Source organism: Cupriavidus sp. SS-3 (assembly GCF_035818815.1).
In the GTDB taxonomy this organism is placed as follows: Bacteria; Pseudomonadota; Gammaproteobacteria; order Burkholderiales; family Burkholderiaceae; genus Cupriavidus; species Cupriavidus taiwanensis_C.
Window position 1 is genome coordinate 178,060 of sequence record NZ_JAYLVT010000005.1, and the last position, 22,268, is coordinate 200,327.

A 22,268-nucleotide genomic window follows, 5' to 3' on the forward strand; every position below is an offset into this window, starting at 1 on the left:
CGCTACTCATTATGTTCCGGACGACCGAATTCCGGAGGTTATGGCGCGGAGTGTAAGTCACGATCCGTTAAGCGGGTAAGGAAAATACGATGTGGACGACCCGGCGTTGTAGCGAAGTGACAGTGACGTGGCCGCGTGTCATCAGGGGTAAAGATTCCGGCCGGCGCGGACGTTAATCCGCCGGCCACCGCGCCGACGCGGTGCGCAGGCGGCCGCACCTGTGCAACAATCGTTACATCCTTGAAGCCGGAGCACCCATGTCGTCCGATCCCCCCGCCTCTTCCCGGCCCGGGACACCAATGCCCACATCGCCACCAGCGCCGCCCCACGACCTGGAGGCATTGCTGGACTTGCTGCGCCGCGGCTTTCCCAACCTCAGCACGCAATTCCAGGGCGGTGCCCGCTACCTGCTCGACCATCCGCAGGACGTGCCGGTGCTGTCGATGCGCAAGATCGCGGCCAGCGCCGGAGTGCAGCCCGCCACCCTGGTGCGGCTGTCGCAGCATCTGGGCTTCGAGGGCTGGCAGGCCATGCGCGAGCTGTTTGTCGATGCACTGCGCGGCGGCACCCAGCCGTATGCGCGGCGCGCGCGCAAGGTGGTGCGCGAAAGCAGTGCCAGCCGCATGCTGGGCGAGATGCTCGAGGCACAGCACCACAACCTGGACCGGATCGCCACCAGCAACGAGAAGACGCTGCCGCAAGCCGCCGAGCTGCTGTCGCACGCGGCCTGCGTGCATGTGGCTGGCTTCCGCTCATGCTTCCCGATCGCGTTCACCTTCCACTATGTCTACCGGCTGTTCCGCAGCACCGTGCACCTGATCCGCGCCGATGCCGGCACGCTGGAGATGGAGCTGCGCGGGCTGGCGCCCAAGGACGCGGTGGTGGTGGTCAGCTTCGCCCCCTATTCGCAGGAGAGCATCCGCGTGGCCGAGGCCGCGCGCGAGTGCGGCTGCAAGGTGATCGCGCTGACCGACAGCACGGTCGCGCCGATCGCGCTGGCCGCGGACTGCACGCTGCTGTTCTCGGTCGAAAGCCCGTCGTTCTTTCCGTCGATCACGGCCGGCGTGGCCGTGGTCGAGGCGCTGGTCGAACAACTGCTGGCGCGCAAGGGCAAGGGCGCCATCCGCGCGCTGGAGCAGGCCGAGGGCGAGCTGCATCGCACCGGGGCGTATGTGACGCCCGGGCATGGCTGAGCCCGCGGCCCGTTCGAAAGCGCGGCCGGGCGCTTACTGCGTGCACTTCTCCCGGTACGCCTGCTGCAGCGATTTCTTCGGCCGGTCCCGTTCCAGCTCCGGCACCATGCGGCCCTGGGCGGTTTCGATGGCCGGCTCGGTGGCGCGGTACTCGCGCTTGGGCGCCTGCGCAATCTGCTCGGCCAGCGCGCGGCACTCGTCCGACTGGATGCTGGCCGGTGTCGCCGACGGGTCGGGACGGTAGGGGGTGGTGCCTTGCTGCACCGCTTCATTGATGGCGGCGGCGGCACCGCCCTGGTCCTGCCTCTGCGCATGCGCGCCGCATGCCACCGCCAGGGACCCAAGGGCGACAAGGGCGGCAATGCGGTTCAGGATTCGCTGGCGTGCTGGCATGATGCGATGTCTCCTCTGGCTCGACGGTATCTGGCAAATACCGCGAGCTTAATCGTTCCCGCGCTGCCTGGCACTACCGGCATTTGCGGCACTTGCGACATTGCCAGCCTGCGGGCCCTCGCCGGCTTCGGCGCGCTGCGCCGCCTCACGCCAGTCCTGGCGCTGGCGCCGCATCTGTCCCAGCGCCATGGGCGGAACGATGCCGCCAGGTACTAGCCGCGGCGATGCTGGCCGCCCTCGTCGCCCTCCTCGCGCTCCAGTTCCCAGTCGCGGCGCATCATGACGTAGGTGAACGAGGTGGACCAGCCGATCAGGATCAGCCCGACCAGCGGCTCGATACTGGCGATCAGGCGGCTGGCGCCCACCGGCACGATATCGCCCAGGCTCTGGGTGGTGAAGGTTTCCAGCGCGAAGTAGGCGTAGAGCAGCGCGTCCGGCTGCGCGCGTGCGGCCTCGACCCCGGGCACCGCCACGCCGGCCAGCCCGCCCAGCCCCAGCACGCGGTCGGCAAACCAGAAGCCAGCGGCGAACACCAGCGCCTCGAGGCAATGGACCAGGATGATGCAGACGATCAGCACGCCGATATTCATGCGCCCGCTCCAGCGCCGCGGATGCATCGCCGACAACAGGCGCAGCGCCTCGTAATGGATGCCGACCACCGTCACGGTCAGCACGGCGGCGCACAGCAGGGCCAGCGAATAATGTTCGGCGGAGGTTTCCATGCGCGGGGGCGCTCCCGTATGACGTCAGTGCAATCGGGATGGTACGGATCGGGACGGGCAAAAAAATGACGCCTTCCAAAAATAACACCGGAAGGCGTGGGGGAAAACCAGGACGCGCTACGTGGCCCGCGCGCGTGGCGCGCCGGCGGCCCTGGCAGAGGGTCAGGAGACGGCCTGGCGGCCGCTGTTTTGCAGGGCGCGACGCGGCGCCGTGGTTCAGTTACCGGACTTGCACGACAGGTTCACGTACAGCCCGCCGCCCCAGTTGAAGCTGTTGTTGCCGCTGACCTGGACCTGGACCACGTCGTTGGCGGCCACCGGTGTGGTCGCCGGTGTCGAGCAGGTGCGCTCGCTGTTGTCGAGCACGCATTGCGACGCGTCGGTGATGGGCAGCACGTCGACGTGGTCCAGCGCCGTGCCACTGGCGACACGGTGCGCCGTGACGGTGTACGCCGCCTTGGCGGGTACCTGGCCCGCCAGGATCGCGGTCAGGGTAAAGCCGCCCTCGCAGGCCACCGGCATCACCGCGCCGAAGTACGGGTCGCTGCTCTGCAGCGTCAGCCCGGTACCGGTCATGACATAGGTGCCGACGCCGCCCGGCGGCGCCGTGACGGCGAAGTTGGCGGTGTAGACGGTAGCGCCCGTGCCGGGCTCGCCGGGGTCGCCCTTGTCTCCCTTCTCGCCTTGCTCGCCTTGCTCGCCTTTCTCTCCGGCCGGACCGGGCGCACCGTCGGCACCTGCAGGGCCCGCGGGTCCGACCGGGCCGGTCAGGCCGACCACCGAGATCCCCGCCGGCCACCCGTCCGCGGTCTTCGGCCCGAACAGCGTGCTGGTGGTGGTATTCAGGTAGAAGCTGCCCACCGCGCCGTCCGCCGCGGTCGGATCGGCCGCGCCATGCAGCAGCGTGGCGCCTGGCGCCCCGGCCACGCCTTGCGGGCCGATCAGCGACACGCCGGCGGGCCACTCGCCGCCGGCCTTCGGGCCGTACAGCGTCGAGCTCGAGACATTGAGGTAGAAATCGCCATCGCTGCCCATGTCCGCGGTGGGCGCATTGGTGCCGGACAGCATGGTCTTGCCGTCGGCGCCGGCGGGACCTGGCACGCTGGCGGCCGGGCCGGCCCCGGCGCTGGTGGAATCGCCACCGCCGCCGCCGCAACCGGCGAGCAGGATGGCAAGGCAGGCGAGCGGAAGCGCCGCGCGTTTCAGGTCGATCTGTTGCATGGTGGAAGCCCCCCGTATTCATGGATTGAAGCCCCGGTGCGATGCCGGGTAGCTCCAATCTAGAAAGGGAGGCGACTGCGATAAATCGTGCATTGGCATGGGCTGTTTCAACCCTGAAGCGCCAGCCGATACACAAAAAATGCCGTGGCCTTTGCCATGCCCGGCACTTGAGTCAGCCGGCAAGAAGGCCCGTAAAAATGCGGGACGAGACCCTCGGAATGGCCCTGCCGGGCCCCGGCGCCGGCTTCGCCCAAATGGTTGAATATCGGATGAATTGCGCATGGCCTGGCCGGTAACAGGCCGTCGCGGCAGCGTTCAAATGAGAAACAAAAGCGCGCGATTTACCCCTTCGAGAGGGTATGTTCCGCGGCGCCGGCCAGACTGCCGCCAATGGCAGTGCCATGCACTATGCTGAATACTCCAACCGTTCTGCGTGGAGGCTAGCGTGCGCAAGTTCCTTCCCATGGTCACGGCAATCGTGCTGTGCGGCGCCACCGGCATGGCATTCGCCCATAACTGTCCCAACGAGATGAAGGCCATCGACGCCAAGCTGTCGACCAACCCGAAGCTCTCGACCGAGGACGCCGCCAAGGTCTCCAAGCTGCGCGCCGACGGCGAGGCCTATCACAAGGCCGGCAAGCACGATGAATCGATGAAGTCGCTGCTCGAGGCGAAAAAGATCCTGGGCATCTGACAGCCGATGTGGCCACAAAAAAAACCGCCACGCGTCAGGCGTGGCGGTTTTTCAATTTTCTGGCCTCAGGAGCCTGACCCGACCTGCTGGATCACGCCGTTGGGCGCCACCAGGTAATACTCGGCGCCGATCCCGACCCAGCGCGTACCCTTGCGCGGCGCGGGCAGGTTGTACTGCTTGTAGTCGTCGATCACATACTGGCGGTCCCGGAACTCGGTGGGCAACCGGTCGCCCTTCTTCCACTGCTGCACCTGCATATAGGGCGAGCTTTGCGCCGCCGGCGCGGACGCGGCCATGGGTTCGGTCATCGGCCTGGACCTGGCACCGCCCTGCGCCATCGCGAACGGCGCCGCCAGCACGCTTGCCGCCAGCAACAACACTGGCATCGCTTTCTTGGTCTTCATCGTGATCTCCTTGCGTACGGGAAAACCGAACTGCCGGAGGATCCGACAGCATCTACAGATTAGTCACAAATGCCGCCAAGCGGGCATCCAGCGGCCGTGACGCCACGGGCAGGCACGGGCGCGCGTGTTCACAATTGTTTGCCGGTCAGGCCCCCATTCGGGGGGGCGCCTCAGGCGCCACCCGTGTCTAGAATGCTCGCACAGAAACAATTTGTTACCAGCAGTTGCCGCCCAGTTCATTGCCGCGGGCCGCACTGCGGGCCCCGCCGACGGCGCCACACCGCGCCCGCGCGGGCGCATGCCGCTATCCATGTTCCCTGGCTTGCGCGCTTTGACGCGCTGCGCACGCGGGCTTCATTCCCTGCCAGAGAACTCACCAAGACAGGGGACGCTCCGTGTTGCACGATGCCGGTCTATTCCTGGCACTGGTCAATCCCGCCATTGCCTTGCTGCTCGCCCTCTGCTTCCTGTTTGCATGGCACCACGAGCGCACGCGGCCCCACCTGCTGCAGGTGGGCGCCTGCTATCTGCTGGCCGCCGCGGCCATCGGCCTGCAGATCCTGTGGCCGCCGCGCGCGGGCGGCGGGACCGCCACCGTCGCCAGCGCGCTCTACCTGGGCAGCGCCGTGCTGCTGCTGCGCGGCATGCTGGCCCGCATCGGCGCACGCCCCGATCGCTGCGCGGCGGTGGCGCTGCCGCTCGCGCTGTTCGGCATGGTGGCGTGGTTCGACCTGGTGTACCCGAACCTGGTCGCGCGCATCTACATCCTCAATGTCGGCGTCGCGGTGATCCTGCTGCCCGGGGTCGCGCCGCTGGCACGGCTGCGCACCGGCCGCACCGTGGACCGGGTGCTGTTCTGGATGTACCTGGTGTTCGCGCTCCAGTTCCTGCCGCGCACGCTGCTGGCGCTGGCGCCGGCCGCCGCGCACGATGCCGCCGTGCTGCCGCCCACCGCCTACTGGCTATGGCTGCAGGCCACGCTGGCGTTGCTGCTGCTGGCGCTCGGGCTGGCGCTGCTGGCCGCGACCGCGCAGGACGTGATCGACGACCTGCGCCATGAACGCGATACCGATCCGCTGACCCAGCTGCACACGCGCCGCAGCCTCGAGACCCTGGCCGCGCGCCAGATCCCGCCGCGCCCGGGCGAGGCGCTGAGCGTGCTGCTGTGCGACCTGGACTTCTTCAAGTTCATCAACGACAACTACGGCCACGGCGCCGGCGATGCGGTGCTGGCGCAGGTCGGCCGCATCATCGGCGCGGGCATCCGCCGCCGCGATATCGCCGCGCGCCTGGGCGGCGAGGAATTCGTCGTGCTGTTGCCCGACACCCCGCACCAAGCGGCGCTGCAGCTGGCCGAGCGGCTGCGGGAGACGCTGGAGCAGACCAGCATGGAGGCCCTGCCCGGCATGCGCAACGTGACTGCCAGCTTCGGCGTGGCCACGCTGCGGCCGGGCGAAGACCTGGAAGCGCTGCTGATGCGCGCGGACAACGTGCTGTACGCGGCCAAGAACAACGGGCGGAACTGCGTCGAGTGGGAACGGGAGGCCGGTTTGCCGGCGCTGGCGTGAAGGCTGCAGGTGGTGGCCTCCCGTCAATGCGATGACTACGCGACCGCAGGTATGCCGCCGGTCTCGAACTCGGGGCCGGCATAGTCTTCGTCCACCGCCACGCCGCCATCGAGCAGCCGCTGGCTCCAGTGGTCGAGCGCCACGCGCGCGGCCTGGCTGACATCGCGGCGCAGCGCCAGCCGCACTGCGGCCGGCGTCTCGAGTCCGAACGCGCGCGCCGTCCCCCATGCGACCCGGTCGCGCGCAAAATCCGCGATCGCGTGCTCGACGCACAAGCCGCTATCGGCCACGGCCGAGGCCAGGAACACCTCAGGATGCCGGCGCGTCCAGTCCAGCACGTTGCCGATCTGGCGGATGCCGCAGGCACGGCAGGCGGCGATGGCGCCGTCGCGGCCGCCGTCGATCATCGCAAAGACGATATCGGCACCCGCCCGGGCCTGCGCGGTGACGGCGCGGCCGGCGAGTTCGGGGTCATGCTGGTTGCCGCAGAAGGTGGTCAGCGCCGTCGCGCCTGGCATGGCGCTGCGCACGCCATGGAGGAACGCCGCGCGGCCCTTCAGGCCGGGACGCACTTTCTCGCCGGACAGGTGCGCCACCACCCCGGTGCGCGAATCGGTCGCGGCCAGCACGCCGGCAAGGAACGCGGACTGTTCCTGCAGCACGGTATAGCTGGCGGTGTTGGCGCCCAGCACGCTGCCCTGCGTGACCACGAAGCGGCGCAGCGGATGGCGCGCGGCGGCCACGGCGACCGGATAGTCGCCCTGGCCGCCGTGGGCCACGACCAGGTCCGGTTCGCTTTCGCACAATGCCAGCACGGCCGCGGCGCGCGCCTCGGGGTCCGGGTCGGCAATCCATGCCACGGCCACATCATGGCCGGCATCCCGCGCGCGCACGGCGCCGGCATGTCCGGCCTCGTTGAAGCTGCCGCGGCCCTCGGGCCCGAACAGCACCACCTGGATGCGCGCGCTCATGACAGCGTCGCCCCGGTGGCCGCAACCACCGGCCCCCATGACTGCACCTGCTGCCGCACGTAGGCGGCGAATGCGTCGGGCCGGCGCTCGGCCAGCACGAAGCCCTGGGCCTCCAGGTGGCCGCGCACGGCCGGTTGTTGCAGGATGCCCTGCAGTGACTGATGCAAGCGTTGCACGATGTCCTCGGGAAGATGGGCCGGCGCCGAGACGCCGACAAAGTTTTCGGCCACCAGGCCGGGATAGCCGGCTTGCCCCACGGTGGGCAGCCGCGGCGCCTGCGGCACCCGCCGGGCCGAGGTCACGGCCAGCAGGCGCAGGTCGCCGGATTGCAGGAACGGCAGGTTCTGCGGCAACGCGTCCACCGCGAACGGGATCTGCCCGCCAAGCAGGTCGGTGCGCATGGGCCCCGCGCCCTTGTAGGGCACGTGGGTCAGCTTCAGCCCTGCCTGCTGCGCGAACAGTTCACCGACGATATGCGCCACGGACGCAGCGCCGCCGCTGCCGAACGGCACCGGATCGCGCTGCGCGCGAATCCACGCCGCCAGTTCCGCCAGGCTGCGCGCGGGCACCGACGGATGCACCGCGAACACCATTGGCACCGCGCCGATGTAATGCACATGGGTAAAGCTGTGCACCGGGTCGTAGCTGGGCCGCCGGAGCAGGAACGGCGAGATGCTCAGCGCCGCCGAGTTCGACATCAGCAGCGTGTAGCCATCGTTCGGCGCCGCGGCGACGGCCGCGGCGCCGATGGTGGATCCCGCTCCCGGGCGGTTGTCGGTCACGAACGGCTGTCCCAGCCGCTCCTGCAGCAGCGGCGCCAGCAGGCGCGCGACGATGTCGCTGGACCCGCCGGGCGGGAACGTCACCACCAGCCGCACCGGATGCCGCGGCCATGCCGCGCTGCGCTCCGCGTGCGCCGGCATCGCGGCCAGCGCGGGGAGCGCGGGCAGTGCCAGCAGGCGTGCCATGCATTGTCTTCTGGAAACCACGATGCGCTCTCCGTCTTACAAGCGATGGCGCAGGCCGACACCGCCGCCGAACTTGTTGCCGCGCACGCCCATGAAGGCGGGCAAGGCATAGGCCCCGCTGATGCGATTGAAGTCGGCTTCGGCGTAGACGCTGGTGCGCCGGGACAGCGCGTACTCGGCCACACCGGTCAGCATCAGCCGATGGCCGCTGGCCGCGGTCTGCCGGTCATAGCCCGCCGCCAGCGAGAGCGCCAGCGCGGGCGTCGCCTGCAGCGTGGCGCCGCCGGTCAGCACATGATTGCGGGTCGGGCTGAGGCGGTAGCGATGGTCCAGGTAGCCGAGCGCCAGCTTGACGCGGCCGAGCTGGCTGCTGCCGCCGATACCCCAGATCGTGCGGGCCTCCGCGGTCGGCAGCGCATCGGTGCGCTGCAGCAGCGCCCCGACGTCGATCCGCGCCGTCGTCCAGGCCAGCGCCAGGCCCCGGCTGCTGCCCGCCGTCGCATCACCGGGCAGTTCGCCGAAGGTGTAGTGCGCGGCCGCCGACAACGCGCCCAGCCTGCCCGCGTACTTGACCATGTTGTCCTGCCGCGGACCGGTGTAGCCATTCAGGATGGCCACCGCATCCAGGTTGGGATGGCCATAGGGCTGAAAGCGGAATGTTGCATCGTAGGCCGTGGTGAACTGGCGGCCGAAGGTCAGCTTGCCCCACGTCTGGTGCTCGACGCCCAGGTACGACTGCCGGCCGAACAGGCGGCCCGCGCCCTGCGTGCCGACTTGTCCGTAGTTGGAGGTCGCCGTCCCCTGCAGCGAGGTGCCGGTGGCGAGATCAAAGCCGCTTTCCAGCGTGAACAGCGCCGCCCATCCCCCGCCCAGCGCCTCGGTGCCGCGCATGCCCCAGCGCGAGCCGCTGAAGTATCCCTCGCCCAGTTCGGCCAGGTGCTCGTCCCCGCGGTTGTTGTCCGAGTAGCGCACCATGGTGTCGATCAGTCCATAGACCGAAACCGACGGCGCCGGCTGTGCGCGCACCGTACCGCTGGCCCCGCCAGCCATGCCCGCCACCAAGCCGGCCATTGCCACGGGCATGGCGTAGCCGCGTCCTGCATTCCACACCCTCACGGGCACCTCCATTTTGCATACAAAATAAGAACGCAAAATATAGGGCTTGACCGGTGGCGCGCATACGAATGTGTGCGCATGAGGTCATGCGGTTTGTGCGGGTTCAGCGCAGCGGGAAGGACCTGAATAAGCTGGCCGAGCGCGGCACGCCTGCATGCATTCGGCCCCAAAAAGCAGAACCCCCGCAGCGCGGGGGTTCGATGGCAATGCTGGCGCGCTTGTGTCGCGCTTGTGTCGGGATACTCAGAACGGAATATCGTCGTCCATATCCTCGAAGCCGTTCGAGGCCGGTTGCTGCGGACGGCGCGCCGCGCCGCCCTGCTGGCCACCGCCGCCCTGGGCACCACGGCCGCCGCCATAGCCGCCGCCCGACGATTCGCGGCTATAACCGCCACCGCCGCCGCCGCCACCGCCGTAGCCGCCTTCATCGCCGCCACCGCCGCCACCGCCCTGGCGCGAACCCAGCATCTGCATCTGGTCGGCAACGATCTCGGTGGAGTACTTGTCCTGGCCGGACTGGTCCTGCCACTTGCGGGTGCGGATGCGGCCTTCGATATAGACCGACGAGCCCTTGCGCAGGTACTGGGCGGCAATCTCGGCCAGCTTGCCGAACATCGCCACGCGGTGCCATTCGGTGGCTTCCTTCATCTCGCCGGACTGCTTGTCCTTGTAGCGGTCGGTGGTCGCCAGGCGCAGGTTGGTGACGGCGTCGCCGCTGGGCATGTAGCGCGTTTCGGGGTCTGCGCCGAGGTTGCCGACGAGAATGACTTTGTTGACCGATGCCATGTAAATGTTCTCCAAAAGCCACGCGCGGTGTTGAAAAGCGTGGCAATACGATGACGGTGCAAGCGGGTTGTAGTTTGACGCGATCGTGCCGCGACGTAAACGAACACGCGACGTAAACGAACATCGCGCCCCCGCCAGAATGCCGGGTGGCGCGATGATGCTAGGCCTCTTTCCGGCCCAAATGCTTTACGAAATGATGCGAAACCAGGCGCCGGATCAGGCCGCGGCGGCCGGTGCGGCTTCCTGCCCGCGCGCCGGCGGCGCCTTCATGCTCCAGGCGATTATAAGCCACAGCAACAGCACCGCCGCGCAGCCCACGAACACGGCACTGCGGCCCTCGTGCTTGAGCAGCCAGCCGCCGGCGGCACCGCCCAGGAACAGGCCCAGGGCCTGCGTGGTGTTGTAGACGCCGAGCGCCGCGCCGCGCGCGGCCGCGGCGTAGCGCGACACCAGCGACGGCTGCATTGCCTCCAGCACATTGAAGGCGACGAAGAACAGCAGCAAGACCCCGACGATCGCCCACAGCCCGTGCACCGCGGCAAACAGCAGCTGCACCGCGGTCATCAGCGCGACCGCGCCCAGCAGCACCGGGCGCACGCGGCCGTAGCGCTCGGCCGCCATCATCGGCCCCAGCATCAGCACGAATGACACCAGCACGACGGGCAGGTAGACCTTCCAGTGCTGGTCCAGCGGCATGCCGGCATCGGCCAGCATCGCCGGCACCACCATGAACATCGCCACCTGCGACGCGTGCAGCGCCAGCACGCCGACATTGAGCCGAGCCAGGTCGCCGTTGAGCAGCACCTTTCGGAAAGGCAGCCGCACCGGGTGCGGCGGCGGCGGGGTCGGCACCAGGAACACGGTCACGCCGATGGCGACCAGCCCCAGCACCGACATCAGCCCGAAGATGCCGGACATGCCGATGCTGTGCAGCAGCGGCGAGGCAATCACCAGCGACAGCGCGAAGGTCAGCCCGATGCTGCCGCCCACCATCGCCATGGCCTTGGTGCGATGGCGCTCGCGGGTCAGGTCGGCGATGCAGGCGGTGATGGCGGCGGAGATCGCGCCCATGCCCTGCAGCGCGCGCCCGGCGATGATGCCGGAGAGCGTGTCGGAAAACGCGGCGACCAGGCCGCCGGCGATAAACAGCAGCAGGCCGCCCACCATCACCGGCTTGCGCCCGACGCGGTCGGACAGCCAGCCCAGCGGGATGTGCAGGAAGGCCTGCATCAGGCCGTAGATGCCCATCGCCAGGCCCACGCGCTGGGCGTCCTGCCCGTCGGGCAGCGTCCGGGCGTATTCGGCAAAGACCGGCAGGATCAGGAACAGGCCCAGCATGCGCAGCGCGAAGATGCTGGCCAGCGATACCGCGGCGCGCAGTTCGGCGCGCGTCATGCGTTCGCGCGCGGGAGCCTGGGATGCGTCGGCGGCACCCGTTTCCGGGGAAGTTTCCGTGGAAGAAGAAGGGATCGACGGCATTGCGATCGTGGGATCGTGTGGGATTCGGGGTCGGGCTGGTTGCCGTTGGGCGGCAATGGTCGGGTCCGCTGGTGGCCGGACAACCCCGGAAACCGAAGTTGGGTATATTAACAGGTTTGCTCCTTCGCGCTTCCCGGGTCACCTGGCCATGCCGGCTGGCCCCGAGAGGTGCGCCCGGGCGCGCATTCCGGCCGGGGCGGCCCGCCTGGCGACGACTTTTCGGCATATGGAAGAAATCAAGATCCGTGGGGCGCGTACCCACAACCTGAAGAACATCAATCTCGACCTGCCGCGCAACCGGCTGATCGTGATTACGGGGCTGTCCGGCTCGGGCAAGTCCTCGCTCGCCTTCGACACGCTCTATGCCGAGGGCCAGCGCCGCTACGTGGAATCGCTCTCCGCCTACGCGCGCCAGTTCCTGCAGCTGATGGAGAAGCCCGATGTCGACCTGATCGAAGGGCTGTCGCCGGCGATCTCGATCGAGCAGAAGGCCACCAGCCACAACCCGCGCTCGACCGTCGGCACCGTCACCGAGATCCATGACTACCTGCGCCTGCTGTACGCGCGCGCCGGCACCCCTTACTGCCCCGACCACAACCTGCCGCTGCAGGCGCAAAGCGTGTCGCAGATGGTCGATGCGGCGCTGGCGCTGCCGGAAGACACCAAGCTGATGATCCTGGCGCCGGTGGTGGTGGACCGCAAGGGCGAGCACTCGGACCTGTTCGACAGCATGCAGGCGCAGGGCTTCGTGCGCTTTCGCATCCGCTCGGGCGGCGGCACCGCGCACGAGGCGCAGGCCAGGGTTTATGAAGTCGACCAGCTGCCCAAGCTGAAGAAGACCGAGAAGCACAGCATCGACGTGGTGGTCGACCGCGTGAAGGTCCGCGCCGACATCAAGCAGCGCCTGGCCGAATCGTTCGAGACCGCGCTGCGGCTGGCCGACGGCCGCGCGCTGGCGCTGGAGATGGACAGCGGCAAGGAGCACACCTTCAGCTCGCGCTTTGCCTGCCCGATCTGCTCGTATTCGCTGCAGGAGCTGGAGCCGCGGCTGTTCTCGTTCAACAACCCGATGGGCGCGTGCCCGAGCTGCGACGGTCTGGGGCAGATCACGTTCTTCGACCCGAAGCGGGTGGTGGCCTTTCCCAACCTGTCGCTGGCGTCGGGTGCGATCAAGGGCTGGGACCGCCGCAACCAGTTCTACTTCCAGATGCTGCAGAGCCTGGCGGCGTACTACGACTTCGATACCGACACCGCGTTCGAGGACCTGCCCGAAACGGTGCAGCAGGTGGTGCTGCACGGCTCGGGCGAGCAGGAGATCCCGTTCACCTATATCAACGAGCGCGGCCGCGCCACGGTGCGCGAGCATGTGTTCGAAGGGATCATTCCCAACCTGGAACGCCGCTACCGCGAGACCGATTCCGTCGCCGTGCGCGAGGAACTGGCCAAGTACCAGAACAACCAGCCCTGCCCGGCCTGCCACGGCACCCGGCTGCGCACCGAGGCGCGCCACGTCAAGCTGGGCGAGAACGAGCAGGCGCGCGCGATCTTCGAGATCAACGGCTGGCCGCTGCGCGATGCGCTGACCTATTTCCTGACGCTGGACATGCACGGCGCCAAGCGCGAGATCGCCGACAAGATCGTCAAGGAGATCACCGCGCGGCTGAACTTCCTTAATAACGTGGGGCTGGACTACCTGTCGCTGGAGCGCAGCGCCGATACGCTGTCTGGCGGCGAGGCGCAGCGCATCCGGCTGGCGTCGCAGATCGGCTCGGGCCTGACCGGCGTGATGTACGTGCTGGACGAGCCCTCGATCGGCCTGCACCAGCGCGACAACGACCGCCTGATCGGCACGCTCAAGCACCTGCGCGACATCGGCAACTCGGTGCTGGTGGTCGAGCATGACGAGGACATGATCCGCGCCTGCGACTACGTGGTCGATATCGGTCCCGGCGCCGGCGTGCACGGCGGCATGATCGTGGCCGAGGGCACGCCGCGGCAGATCGAGGCGTCGCCGGCCTCGCTGACCGGGCAATACCTGTCCGGCCAGCGGCGCATCGAAGTGCCGAAGCAGCGCACCGCGCCCGACGACGAGCGGCTGCTGCGCATCGTCAACGCCAGCGGCAACAACCTGCGCAACGTCACCGCCGAAGTGCCGGTTGGCCTGCTGACCTGCATCACCGGCGTGTCCGGCTCGGGCAAGTCGACGCTGATCAACGACACCCTGTACCACGCGGTGGCGCGCCACTTGTACGGCTCGACGCCGGAGCCGGCGCAGCACGACCGCATCGAGGGGCTGGAGCATTTCGACAAGGTCATCAACGTCGACCAGAGCCCGATCGGCCGCACGCCGCGTTCCAACCCGGCTACCTACACCGGCCTGTTCACGCCCATCCGCGAGCTGTTCGCCGGCGTGCCCTCGGCCAAGGAGCGCGGCTACGATCCGGGCCGCTTCTCGTTCAACGTCAAGGGCGGGCGCTGCGAGTCCTGCCAGGGCGACGGCGTGCTCAAGGTCGAGATGCACTTCCTGCCCGACGTGTACGTGCCCTGCGACGTCTGCCACGGCAAGCGCTACAACCGCGAAACGCTGGAGGTGCTGTACAAGGGCAAGAACATCTCCGAGGTGCTCGACCTGACCGTCGAGCAGGCGCACGAATTCTTCAGCGCGGTGCCGGTGGTGCGGCGCAAGCTGCAGACGCTGCTGGACGTGGGCCTGGGCTACATCCGGCTGGGACAGTCGGCGACCACGCTGTCCGGCGGCGAGGCGCAGCGCGTGAAACTGTCGCTGGAGCTGTCCAAGCGCGACACCGGGCGCACGCTCTATATCCTGGACGAGCCCACCACCGGTCTGCACTTCCATGACATCGAGCTGCTGCTCAAGGTCATCCACAAGCTGCGCGACCAGGGCAATACCGTCGTCATCATCGAGCACAACCTCGACGTCATCAAGACCGCCGACTGGCTGATCGACATGGGGCCCGAAGGCGGCGCCGGCGGCGGCCAGGTGATCGCGCGCGGCACGCCGGAGGTGGTGGCGAAGAGCAAGGCGAGCTTTACGGGGAAGTATCTGGCGCCGCTGCTCAAGCGCGCGTGACACGCGGACTGTCCGCCGGACCGCGGCTCAATCCAGCCCGCCAGCCGGCAACACCCGCGTGCGCCGCGCCGCGCCGCCCTGCGGCAACTCGATCACCACGCCGCCACCGCTGTCGGCACCGTGCCCGCTCAGCGCGGTGATCACCACCTGGTGCGTGACCATCAGGTAAGGCCCGCCGCGCGGGTCGAGACCGTCGATCAGCCGCGACAGCTGCGCGACCTGCGCGTCGCGGCGCTGCGCATCGGCGCCGAAGAATGAATTGAGCAGCGGCTGCACCTGCACCGGTCCCAGCCCGATCAGCCGCGCCGTGTCCTGGCAACGGCACCAGGCGCTGCTCCACACCTGCGTCGGCCGGAACCCGGCTGCCTTCCAGCTCGCGCCCAGCCGCGCCGCCTGCTCGCGGCCGCGCGCGTCGAGGTTGCGCTGGGTGGCGCAATCCGCCAGCCGGAAGCCGGGCGGATCGCCGACGCCCGGCGCGCTGGCATGGCGCAATACCACCACGACATTCGGGTGCCGCAGTTCGGTCAGCGCGACCTCGCGCTGTGATGCCGGAGCGACCTGTGCGGCGGCAAGCGTCGGGACGATGGCAAGCACCGCAAGCCATCTGCAAATTGCGGGCATGGGCGGCTCCGGTGGTGGGCCAACCCCTTCGGTATAGCAGGCGCCGGCTTGCTTTCGCTACCTCGCGCCCTACCATGGAGCGGACGGCGACACGCATCGCCACAGGAGCCACGCCATGGAACTGACGGTCGTACCGGTCACCAAGCCGGAAGCCACCAACTTTATCTTCGGCCAGTCGCATTTCATCAAGACCGTGGAAGACCTGCACGAAGCGCTGGTCGGCGCGGTGCCCGGCATCCGCTTCGGGCTGGCCTTCTGCGAGGCCTCGGGCAAGCGGCTGGTGCGCTGGTCGGGCACTGACGAGCACCTGATCGACATGGCCTGCGAGAACGCGCGCGCCATCGGCGCGGGGCACAGCTTCCTGATTTTCCTGGGCGACGGCTTCTTCCCGGTGAACGTGCTGGGCGCGGTGCGCGCGGTGCCGGAGGTATGCCGGATCTACTGCGCGAGCGCGAACCCGACGCAGGTGATCGTCGCGCAGACCGATGCCGGGCGCGGCGTGGTGGGGGTGATCGACGGCGCCTCGCCGCTGGGGATCGAGACCGAGGCGGATGTGGCCGAGCGCAAGGCGCTGCTGCGCAAGTTCGGCTACAAGCTGTAGCCGTGCCGCTCAGTGCTGCGCCGCCTGCACGCTCGTGACCGGCGCCACATCGTCTTCCTTCATCCGGCTGCGGTTGAGCACGCCAGCCTGCTCCAGCACCGGATAGGCGGTCGCGCAGAACAGCGAATTCAGCCGCTTCAGCTCGCTGATCACGTCCAGGTGCAGCGAGCTGGTCTCGATGCTTTCCGCGGTCTGCACCGCCACGCGCTGCAGATGGGTGCGTGCGTACTTGCGCTCAAGTTCGCGGAAGTTGGCCTTCTCCGCCATCAGCGCCTGCGCGCTCTTGAGGTCGCCGTTGAGAAAGACCGACAAACCCAGCCGCAGGTTGGCGACCAGGCGCGCGTGCATCTCGGCGATCTCCTGCATGCCGGCCTCGGAGAACATCAGGTTGTGGGCGATCTTCTTGTCCTTGGTATCGAGCAGGATGCGCTCGATGATATCGCCGGCATGCTCCAGGTTGATCGTCAGCGAGATGATCTCGGTCCAGCGCTGGCCGTCGCGCTCGTCCAGCGCTTCCAGGCTGATGCGGGTCAGGTAGAGCTTGATCGCGGTGTAGAGGTCGTCGACCTCGTTGTCGATGCGGCAGGTGGCCGTGGCCAGCTTGGCGTCGTTGGTGCGCATGACGCGCAGCATGTTGTCGAGCATCTGCTCGACGCGGTCACCGATGCGCAGCACTTCGCGCGCGGCATTGGACAGCGCCAGCGTGGGCGTCGATAGTGCGGCGGTATCGAGATGGCGCGGCGTGACCTGGCTGTCGCCGGTATTGCGCCCGGGCAGCACCTTTTCGCACAGGCGCGCCAGCGGCGCGGTGGCGCCGAGCAGCAGGACCGCCAGCGCAACGTTGAACAGCAGGTGGAAATTGACGATCAGCCGTTGCGGCTCATGGTCGACCAGCGCCAGCAGTTCCTCGGCCTGGCCCAGCAGCGGCAGCGCGATCAGGCAGCCCAGCAGGCGCGACAGCAGGTTGCCCAGCGTCACGCGCTTGCCCGGCTGGTTGTTGCCCGAGGTAGTCAGCAGCGCCGACACGCCCGAGCCCAGGTTGGCACCCAGCACCAGCGCCAGCGCCACGTGGATCGACACCACCCCGGCGGAGGCCAGCGCGCCGCAGAACAGCACCACGGCCAGGCTGGAATAGCACAGGATGGTCAGGAACGCGCCGACCAGCATGTCGAGGCCCGCATCGCCGGTCAGCGAGGCGAACAGCACCTTGACGCCGGCGGCCTGCACCACCGGCCGGGTCGCGATCGAGATCAGCTCCAGCGCCAGCGTGATCAGGCCCAGGCCGATCAGCACGCGGCCGACGTGGCCGGGCTTGCTGCCCTTCCAGGTCAGGTGGCAGATCACGCCGACGAAGATCAGCAGCGGCGACAGCCACGACAGGTCCAGCGAGAACACCTGCACCATCAGCGCGGTGCCGACGTTGGCGCCCAGCATGATCGCCAGCGCCGGCGCCACGGCGATCAGGCCCTGGCCGACGAAGGAACTGACGATGACCGCGGTGGCGTTGCTGCTCTGGACCAGCCCGGTGACACCCAGGCCGGCAAGGAAGGCGGTGAAGCGGTTGGAGACGCTGGTCGACAGCACATGGCGCAAGTTGGCGCCGTAGACGCGCAGGATGCCGACCTTGACGATGTTGGTGCCCCAGACGAGCAGGGCCACGCCCGATAACAGATGAAGGAGAACGCCCATGTTGCGCCTTTGCGTGACCGGTGCCGAATACTGAATGGAGGCTCCGCCCGGTCATCGTGTCGTTGTCAAGGGCTCATTATGCGCCCGGCCCCCGGCACCGGCAACGGCATGGGGCCGCGCTGCGGGGCGCGGGCAACATGGCAACGCCGCCATCGGCCGACGCGACGATGCGGCGGCGCAGCGTGCGGCCCGCCAGCGACGCGGCTCAGGGCAGCGCGACCTTGATCCCCAGCCCGACGAAGATGGCCCCGGCAGCGCGGTCCAGCCAGCGCCCGGTCGCCGGCCGCCGGCGCAGCCAGGCGCCCAGCCAGCCCGCGCACAGCCCGAACAGCGAGAACACCACCGCGGTCTGCAGCATGAAGACCACGCCCAGCAGCAGGAACTGCAGCCCGGGGTGCGCGGCATCGGCGCGCACGAACTGCGGCAGGAACACCAGGAAGAACAGCGTCACCTTGGGGTTCAGCATGTTGCCCAGCACGCTCTGGCGGAATACGCGCGCCAGCGGCACCGCATCGACAGTGCCGCCCTGCGCGAGGCCGCCCTGCGCGCGCAGCGCCTGGATGCCGATCCAGATCAGGTAGGCCGCTCCGGCGTACTTGATCAGCTGGAAGGCCAGCGGCGAGGAACGCAGCACCGCGGCCAGCCCCACCGCCGCGATCACGGTATGGAACAGGCAGCCGACCGAAAAGCCCAGCGCCGCCACCAGTCCCGCGCGCCGCCCCTGCGCCATGCCGCGTGCCAGCACCTGCAGGTTGTCCGGCCCGGGGGCCACGGTCACGGCGATGGAGGTCAGCAAAAACAGCAGCAGGTCAGGCATGGACACTCCTTGCGTGGGTCTTTAGTTGCGCGCGCATCGCTCAGTGGCCCTCGAACTTGCACACGGTGAACAGCGGCAGCCCGGCACCGTGCAGCAGTTTCGATCCGCCCAGCTCGGGCAGGTCGACGATGGCGGCGCCCTCGACCACGGTCGCGCCCAGGCGCTCGAGCAGCTTGCGCCCGGCCATCATGGTGCCGCCGGTGGCGATCAGGTCGTCGACCAGCAGCACGCGGTCGCCGGCCTTGCAGGCGTCGGCGTGGATCTCGACCGTGGCGCTGCCGTACTCAAGCTCGTATTCCTCGGCCACGGTCTGGAACGGCAGCTTGCCCTTCTTGCGGATCGGCACGAAGCCGAGGTTCAGCTCGTACGCGACGATCGCGCCCAGGATAAAGCCGCGCGCATCGATGCCCGCGACCAGGTCCAGTTGCGCATCCATATAGCGGTGCACGAACACGTCGATCAGCACGCGCAGGGTCTTGGGATCCTGCAGCAGCGGCGTGATGTCGCGGAACATCACGCCGGGCTGGGGCCAGTCCGGAACGGTACGGATGCGCTCGCGCAGGTAGCCGGTGACGTCGCCGAGGTCGGGGGACTGGATGATGGAATCTGCCATAGGGATCAGGGGATGGGCGCGCGGCGCGCCAGTCAGAAAGCGGCGGCGGCAACCTGCGGACGCGCGGTAACCCGCCGTGGTAACCCATTACCACCCGCGCCACCGGGGCGCCCAGCACAATGGCCCTGCCGGCCGGACCGGCTGCCCGAGCCGGCTTGCCGCGTCCGGCACCCGCCGGACACCCGTAACCATACAGGAGACCACGATGGCAAAAAAGATTCTGATGCTGGTGGGCGACTACGCCGAAGACTACGAAACCATGGTGCCGTTCCAGGCGCTGCAGATGGTGGGCCACAGCGTCGATGCCGTGTGTCCCGACAAGCGCGCGGGCGACGCGTGCGCCACCGCGATCCACGATTTCGAGGGCGACCAGACCTACAGCGAGAAGCGCGGCCACAACTTCACCCTCAACGCCAGCTTTGCCGAGATCGACCCGGCCAGCTACGACGCGCTGGTCATCCCGGGCGGGCGCGCCCCCGAATACCTGCGCCTGAACGCGCGCGTGCTGGAGATCGTGCGGCACTTCGCCCAGGCCGGCAAGCCGATTGCCGCGGTGTGCCACGGCGCCCAGCTGCTGGCGGCCGCGGGCGTGCTGGAAGGCAAGACCTGCTCGGCCTACCCGGCCTGCGCGCCAGAGGTGAAGCTGGCCGGCGGCACCTATGCCGAGATCCCGGTCGACCAGGCCCACACCGACGGCAACCTCGTCACCGCCCCGGCCTGGCCGGCGCATCCGGCCTGGCTGGCGCAGTTTCTTGCGGTGCTGGGCACGCGGATCGTACATTAGTGCTTTCCGCACGCGGCGCCGCCACGCGCGATGCATGGCTTGCCGACCCGGCAGGCCATGCACGGCCTGCCGGCCGCGCCGCCCGCCCGCCAGGGAGCCCTCGATGTGTGAAATCTTTATCCGCGCCAATCCGGCGTCTTACCAGAGCCAGTCGCGCTCGCTGCGCCTGCACGGCGCGGCCACCAGCATCCGGCTGGAAAGCCTGTTCTGGGAAGTGCTGGAAGAACTGGCGCAGCGCGACGGCATGACCGTCAACCAGCTGATCACGCGCCTGCACGACGAACTCACCGAACACCGTGGCAGCGAGGCCGTGGCGGGCAACTTCTCATCCTTCCTGCGGGTGTGCTGCCTGCGCTACCTGATGCTGCAGGGCGAAGGCCGCATCCCGGCCGATCGCGACGTGCCGATCCGCTCGCTGGATCCGCGCGCCGTGCTGGACAACCTGCCGGAGTCCTGGGTCGAGCCGCGCCCGCACTAAGGCTTGCTGCGGCGCCAGATCCGGCGCTCAGCCGTTCAGGATGCGCGTCTCGGCGGCCTCCAGCGCCTCGGGCGGGCCGCGCAGCACGACGATATCGCCGGGCTCCAGCACGGTCTCGGGCTGCGGGTCGAAGGCGCGGATGCCGCGCCGGCGCACCGCGGTCACCTCGACCCCGATGCGCTCCAGCCCCAGCACGCCCAGGCGCCTGCCCACCGCGGTGGATTGCGGGCCGAGCGACACCGAATGCAGCCGCACGGAGTCGCGCTCGACCATGTCCTCTTCGTCGTCGCGCCCGTGGAAATAGCCGCGCAGCAGGCTGTAGCGCGCGTCGCGCGCCTGCTGCACGCCGCGCACCACGCGCCGCATCGGCACGCCCAGCAGCACCAGCGCGTGCGAGGCCAGCATCAGGCTGCCTTCGATGATTTCGGGCACCACCTCGGTGGCGCCGGCCTTTTGCAGCGTGTCGAGCTCGGAATCGTCGACCGTGCGCACGATCACCGGCAGCGCCGGCGCCAGCTCCTGCACATGGTGCAGCACCTTCAGCGCCGACGGCGTGTTGGCATAGGTCACGATCAGCGCCGCGGCGCGGTGCAGGCCCGCCGCGATCAGCGCCTCGCGCCGGCCGGCGTCGCCGTAGACCACGGTATCGCCCGCGGCGGCGGCCTCGCGCACCCGGTCGGGGTCCAGGTCGAGCGCCACGTAGTTGATGCCCTCGCGCTCCAGCATGTGCGCCAGGTTCTGGCCGCTGCGGCCGAAGCCGCAGATGATGGCGTGCTTCTCGGTCTGCAGGCTCTGCGCGGCGATGCGGGTCATGTTGAGCGACTGCATCAGCCATTCGTTGGCGGCAAAGCGCAGCACGATGGCGTCGCTGTACTGGATCAGGAAGGGCGCGGCCAGCATCGACAGCAGCATCGACGCCAGGATCACCTGGATCAGCACCGGGTCGACCAGGTTCAGGCCGTCGATCTGGTTCAGCAGCACGAAGCCGAACTCACCCGCCTGCGCCAGCCCCAGCCCGGTGCGGATGGCCACGCCCTGGCGCGAGCCGAAGACCCGCGCCAGCACCGCGATCAGCACCAGCTTGAACAGCACCGGCACCACCAGCAGCGCCAGCACCAGCCATACGTGGTCCAGCACCACGCGGATATTGAGCAGCATGCCGATGGTGACGAAGAACAGGCCCAGCAGCACGTCGCGGAACGGCTTGATGTCTTCTTCCACCTGGTGGCGGTAGGGCGTCTCGGAGATCAGCATGCCCGCCATGAAGGCGCCCAGCGCCATCGATAGGCCCAGCCGCTCGGTCAGCGCCGCCGTGCCCAGCGTCACCAGCAGCAGGTTCAGCATGAACAGTTCCTGCGAGCGGCGCGCCGCCACCACGTGGAACCAGCGGCTCATCAGGCGCTGGCCCAGGAAGAAGATCGTGCCCAGCGCCACCACGATCTTGAGCGTGGCCAGTCCGAGCGCCATCACCAGGTCGCCCGGGTCGCGCGACAGCGCCGGAATCACGATCAGCAGCGGCACCACCGCCAGGTCCTGGAACAACAGGATGCTGATGATGTTGCGCCCGTGCTCGCTTTCCAGCTCCATGCGCTCGGACAGCATCTTGGACACGATCGCGGTGGACGACATCGCCAGGGCCCCGCCCAGCGCCACCGAGGCCTGCCACGACAGCGGGAACAGCCAGTTGAAGGCCCAGCTGGCCGGCACCACCGCCAGCATCGACAGCACCACCTGCGAGCCGCCCAGGCCGAATACCAGCCGCTTCATCGCGCGCAGCTTGGCCAGGCTGAATTCCAGCCCGATCGAGAACATCAGGAAGACCACGCCGAATTCGGCCAGGTACTTGGTCTGCGCGGTATCGCTGGCCAGCCCCAGCGCATGCGGCCCGATCAGGATGCCGACGGCCAGGTATCCCAGCATCGGCGGCAGCTGCAGCATGCGGAACGCGACCACGCCGAACACGGCGGCGGCCAGCAGCACCAAGGTCAGTTCCAGCGGAGAATGCATCAGGCGGTCAGGGTGACCGGCGAGGCGCGCGGCCGACCCGGCACGGGCACCC

At 68.7% G+C, this 22,268-nt stretch carries 21 protein-coding genes; 7 read left to right on the forward strand and 14 right to left on the reverse strand.

Annotation, left to right across the window (positions count from 1 at the left end; translation table 11 throughout):
• The first annotated feature begins 299 nt into the window (after positions 1-299).
• Complete coding sequence (locus U9J39_RS10410) at positions 300-1,193, forward strand: MurR/RpiR family transcriptional regulator (protein ID WP_115708086.1); 894 nt, start codon at positions 300-302, stop codon at positions 1,191-1,193.
• A gap of 33 nt (positions 1,194-1,226) precedes the next feature.
• Here U9J39_RS10410 and U9J39_RS10415 read toward each other — a convergent pair whose 3' ends face one another.
• The 3 genes from U9J39_RS10415 to U9J39_RS10425 all read right to left on the reverse strand — a co-directional run bounded on the left by U9J39_RS10415 (position 1,227) and on the right by U9J39_RS10425 (position 3,529).
• Positions 1,227-1,586 (reverse strand): hypothetical protein, encoded by a 360-nt coding sequence (locus U9J39_RS10415; protein ID WP_326347011.1) that lies wholly within the window; start codon positions 1,584-1,586, stop codon positions 1,227-1,229.
• Between the two features lie 212 nt (positions 1,587-1,798).
• A complete protein-coding gene (locus tag U9J39_RS10420; RefSeq protein ID WP_116312122.1) occupies positions 1,799-2,308 on the reverse strand; it encodes an ion channel in 510 nt (169 codons plus the stop codon).
• Between the two features lie 216 nt (positions 2,309-2,524).
• Positions 2,525-3,529, reverse strand: coding sequence for a collagen-like protein (locus tag U9J39_RS10425; RefSeq protein WP_326347012.1), 1,005 nt, complete (start codon positions 3,527-3,529; stop codon positions 2,525-2,527).
• A 463-nt stretch (positions 3,530-3,992) separates the two neighbouring features.
• On the opposite strand from U9J39_RS10425, the gene U9J39_RS10430 reads away from it, so the two are divergent.
• Positions 3,993-4,223, forward strand: coding sequence for a hypothetical protein (locus U9J39_RS10430; RefSeq protein ID WP_231942155.1), 231 nt, complete (start codon positions 3,993-3,995; stop codon positions 4,221-4,223).
• A gap of 65 nt (positions 4,224-4,288) precedes the next feature.
• Here U9J39_RS10430 and U9J39_RS10435 read toward each other — a convergent pair whose 3' ends face one another.
• Complete coding sequence (locus U9J39_RS10435) at positions 4,289-4,627, reverse strand: RcnB family protein (RefSeq protein WP_115708081.1); 339 nt, start codon at positions 4,625-4,627, stop codon at positions 4,289-4,291.
• A 395-nt stretch (positions 4,628-5,022) separates the two neighbouring features.
• Between U9J39_RS10435 and U9J39_RS10440 the strand changes: the two genes are divergently transcribed.
• Positions 5,023-6,195: a GGDEF domain-containing protein gene (locus U9J39_RS10440; RefSeq protein WP_115708079.1), complete on the forward strand. Its 1,173-nt coding sequence runs from the start codon at positions 5,023-5,025 to the stop codon at positions 6,193-6,195.
• A gap of 35 nt (positions 6,196-6,230) precedes the next feature.
• Here U9J39_RS10440 and U9J39_RS10445 read toward each other — a convergent pair whose 3' ends face one another.
• From U9J39_RS10445 to U9J39_RS10465, 5 genes are all read right to left on the reverse strand, one after another.
• Positions 6,231-7,166: a BMP family ABC transporter substrate-binding protein gene (locus U9J39_RS10445; RefSeq protein WP_326347013.1), complete on the reverse strand. Its 936-nt coding sequence runs from the start codon at positions 7,164-7,166 to the stop codon at positions 6,231-6,233.
• The gene (locus U9J39_RS10450) at positions 7,163-8,134 is read right to left on the reverse strand and encodes a Bug family tripartite tricarboxylate transporter substrate binding protein (RefSeq protein ID WP_326347014.1); all 972 of its coding nucleotides are present in this window, start codon (positions 8,132-8,134) and stop codon (positions 7,163-7,165) included. Before U9J39_RS10450 ends, U9J39_RS10445 begins: the two co-directional genes overlap by 4 nt.
• Positions 8,135-8,170: 36 nt before the next feature.
• Positions 8,171-9,217, reverse strand: a complete 1,047-nt coding sequence (locus U9J39_RS10455; protein ID WP_198035960.1) for a porin — start codon at positions 9,215-9,217, stop codon at positions 8,171-8,173.
• A 276-nt stretch (positions 9,218-9,493) separates the two neighbouring features.
• Positions 9,494-10,036 (reverse strand): single-stranded DNA-binding protein, encoded by a 543-nt coding sequence (locus U9J39_RS10460; protein ID WP_115708073.1) that lies wholly within the window; start codon positions 10,034-10,036, stop codon positions 9,494-9,496.
• Between the two features lie 216 nt (positions 10,037-10,252).
• A complete protein-coding gene (locus tag U9J39_RS10465) occupies positions 10,253-11,515 on the reverse strand; it encodes an MFS transporter (protein ID WP_115708071.1) in 1,263 nt (420 codons plus the stop codon).
• Positions 11,516-11,741: 226 nt separating this feature from the next.
• Between U9J39_RS10465 and uvrA the strand changes: the two genes are divergently transcribed.
• Complete coding sequence (uvrA, locus tag U9J39_RS10470; RefSeq protein ID WP_116312118.1) at positions 11,742-14,606, forward strand: excinuclease ABC subunit UvrA; 2,865 nt, start codon at positions 11,742-11,744, stop codon at positions 14,604-14,606.
• 27 nt (positions 14,607-14,633) lie between these two features.
• Here uvrA and U9J39_RS10475 read toward each other — a convergent pair whose 3' ends face one another.
• A complete protein-coding gene (locus U9J39_RS10475) occupies positions 14,634-15,227 on the reverse strand; it encodes a histidine phosphatase family protein (RefSeq protein WP_115708067.1) in 594 nt (197 codons plus the stop codon).
• A 115-nt stretch (positions 15,228-15,342) separates the two neighbouring features.
• On the opposite strand from U9J39_RS10475, the gene U9J39_RS10480 reads away from it, so the two are divergent.
• Positions 15,343-15,828: an adenosine-specific kinase gene (locus U9J39_RS10480; protein WP_115708065.1), complete on the forward strand. Its 486-nt coding sequence runs from the start codon at positions 15,343-15,345 to the stop codon at positions 15,826-15,828.
• Between the two features lie 9 nt (positions 15,829-15,837).
• On the opposite strand, the gene U9J39_RS10485 is transcribed toward U9J39_RS10480, so the two are convergent.
• The 3 genes from U9J39_RS10485 to U9J39_RS10495 all read right to left on the reverse strand — a co-directional run bounded on the left by U9J39_RS10485 (position 15,838) and on the right by U9J39_RS10495 (position 18,947).
• Positions 15,838-17,517, reverse strand: a complete 1,680-nt coding sequence (locus U9J39_RS10485; RefSeq protein ID WP_115708063.1) for a Na/Pi cotransporter family protein — start codon at positions 17,515-17,517, stop codon at positions 15,838-15,840.
• A 205-nt stretch (positions 17,518-17,722) separates the two neighbouring features.
• Complete coding sequence (locus tag U9J39_RS10490) at positions 17,723-18,334, reverse strand: LysE family translocator (RefSeq protein ID WP_115679315.1); 612 nt, start codon at positions 18,332-18,334, stop codon at positions 17,723-17,725.
• Between the two features lie 40 nt (positions 18,335-18,374).
• Positions 18,375-18,947, reverse strand: coding sequence for an adenine phosphoribosyltransferase (locus tag U9J39_RS10495; RefSeq protein WP_111518227.1), 573 nt, complete (start codon positions 18,945-18,947; stop codon positions 18,375-18,377).
• A gap of 205 nt (positions 18,948-19,152) precedes the next feature.
• Between U9J39_RS10495 and U9J39_RS10500 the strand changes: the two genes are divergently transcribed.
• A complete protein-coding gene (locus U9J39_RS10500) occupies positions 19,153-19,731 on the forward strand; it encodes a DJ-1/PfpI family protein (RefSeq protein WP_115708061.1) in 579 nt (192 codons plus the stop codon).
• 103 nt (positions 19,732-19,834) lie between these two features.
• Positions 19,835-20,209 carry a ribbon-helix-helix domain-containing protein gene (locus U9J39_RS10505; RefSeq protein ID WP_062802030.1) on the forward strand — a complete coding sequence of 125 codons (375 nt, stop codon included), beginning with the start codon at positions 19,835-19,837 and terminating at the stop codon, positions 20,207-20,209.
• A 27-nt stretch (positions 20,210-20,236) separates the two neighbouring features.
• Here U9J39_RS10505 and U9J39_RS10510 read toward each other — a convergent pair whose 3' ends face one another.
• A complete protein-coding gene (locus U9J39_RS10510; protein ID WP_326347015.1) occupies positions 20,237-22,216 on the reverse strand; it encodes a cation:proton antiporter domain-containing protein in 1,980 nt (659 codons plus the stop codon).
• Positions 22,217-22,268: the final 52 nt, after the last annotated feature.

What these genes read in the sequence shown, in the direction of transcription:
- U9J39_RS10495 (WP_111518227.1), bottom strand. Translation starts at nt 18,947, where the DNA reads ATGGCAGATTCCATCATCCAGTCCCCCGACCTCGGCGACGTCACCGGC.
- U9J39_RS10460 (WP_115708073.1), bottom strand. Translation starts at nt 10,036, where the DNA reads ATGGCATCGGTCAACAAAGTCATTCTCGTCGGCAACCTCGGCGCAGAC.
- U9J39_RS10505 (WP_062802030.1), top strand. Translation starts at nt 19,835, where the DNA reads ATGTGTGAAATCTTTATCCGCGCCAATCCGGCGTCTTACCAGAGCCAG.
- U9J39_RS10410 (WP_115708086.1), top strand. Translation starts at nt 300, where the DNA reads ATGCCCACATCGCCACCAGCGCCGCCCCACGACCTGGAGGCATTGCTG.
- U9J39_RS10475 (WP_115708067.1), bottom strand. Translation starts at nt 15,227, where the DNA reads ATGCCCGCAATTTGCAGATGGCTTGCGGTGCTTGCCATCGTCCCGACG.
- U9J39_RS10425 (WP_326347012.1), bottom strand. Translation starts at nt 3,529, where the DNA reads ATGCAACAGATCGACCTGAAACGCGCGGCGCTTCCGCTCGCCTGCCTT.
- U9J39_RS10480 (WP_115708065.1), top strand. Translation starts at nt 15,343, where the DNA reads ATGGAACTGACGGTCGTACCGGTCACCAAGCCGGAAGCCACCAACTTT.
- U9J39_RS10485 (WP_115708063.1), bottom strand. Translation starts at nt 17,517, where the DNA reads ATGGGCGTTCTCCTTCATCTGTTATCGGGCGTGGCCCTGCTCGTCTGG.
- U9J39_RS10420 (WP_116312122.1), bottom strand. Translation starts at nt 2,308, where the DNA reads ATGGAAACCTCCGCCGAACATTATTCGCTGGCCCTGCTGTGCGCCGCC.
- U9J39_RS10450 (WP_326347014.1), bottom strand. Translation starts at nt 8,134, where the DNA reads ATGGCACGCCTGCTGGCACTGCCCGCGCTCCCCGCGCTGGCCGCGATG.
- U9J39_RS10455 (WP_198035960.1), bottom strand. Translation starts at nt 9,217, where the DNA reads ATGCCCGTGGCAATGGCCGGCTTGGTGGCGGGCATGGCTGGCGGGGCC.
- U9J39_RS10430 (WP_231942155.1), top strand. Translation starts at nt 3,993, where the DNA reads ATGGTCACGGCAATCGTGCTGTGCGGCGCCACCGGCATGGCATTCGCC.
- U9J39_RS10490 (WP_115679315.1), bottom strand. Translation starts at nt 18,334, where the DNA reads ATGCCTGACCTGCTGCTGTTTTTGCTGACCTCCATCGCCGTGACCGTG.
- U9J39_RS10415 (WP_326347011.1), bottom strand. Translation starts at nt 1,586, where the DNA reads ATGCCAGCACGCCAGCGAATCCTGAACCGCATTGCCGCCCTTGTCGCC.
- uvrA (WP_116312118.1), top strand. Translation starts at nt 11,742, where the DNA reads ATGGAAGAAATCAAGATCCGTGGGGCGCGTACCCACAACCTGAAGAAC.
- U9J39_RS10465 (WP_115708071.1), bottom strand. Translation starts at nt 11,515, where the DNA reads ATGCCGTCGATCCCTTCTTCTTCCACGGAAACTTCCCCGGAAACGGGT.
- U9J39_RS10445 (WP_326347013.1), bottom strand. Translation starts at nt 7,166, where the DNA reads ATGAGCGCGCGCATCCAGGTGGTGCTGTTCGGGCCCGAGGGCCGCGGC.
- U9J39_RS10510 (WP_326347015.1), bottom strand. Translation starts at nt 22,216, where the DNA reads ATGCATTCTCCGCTGGAACTGACCTTGGTGCTGCTGGCCGCCGCCGTG.
- U9J39_RS10500 (WP_115708061.1), top strand. Translation starts at nt 19,153, where the DNA reads ATGGCAAAAAAGATTCTGATGCTGGTGGGCGACTACGCCGAAGACTAC.
- U9J39_RS10435 (WP_115708081.1), bottom strand. Translation starts at nt 4,627, where the DNA reads ATGAAGACCAAGAAAGCGATGCCAGTGTTGTTGCTGGCGGCAAGCGTG.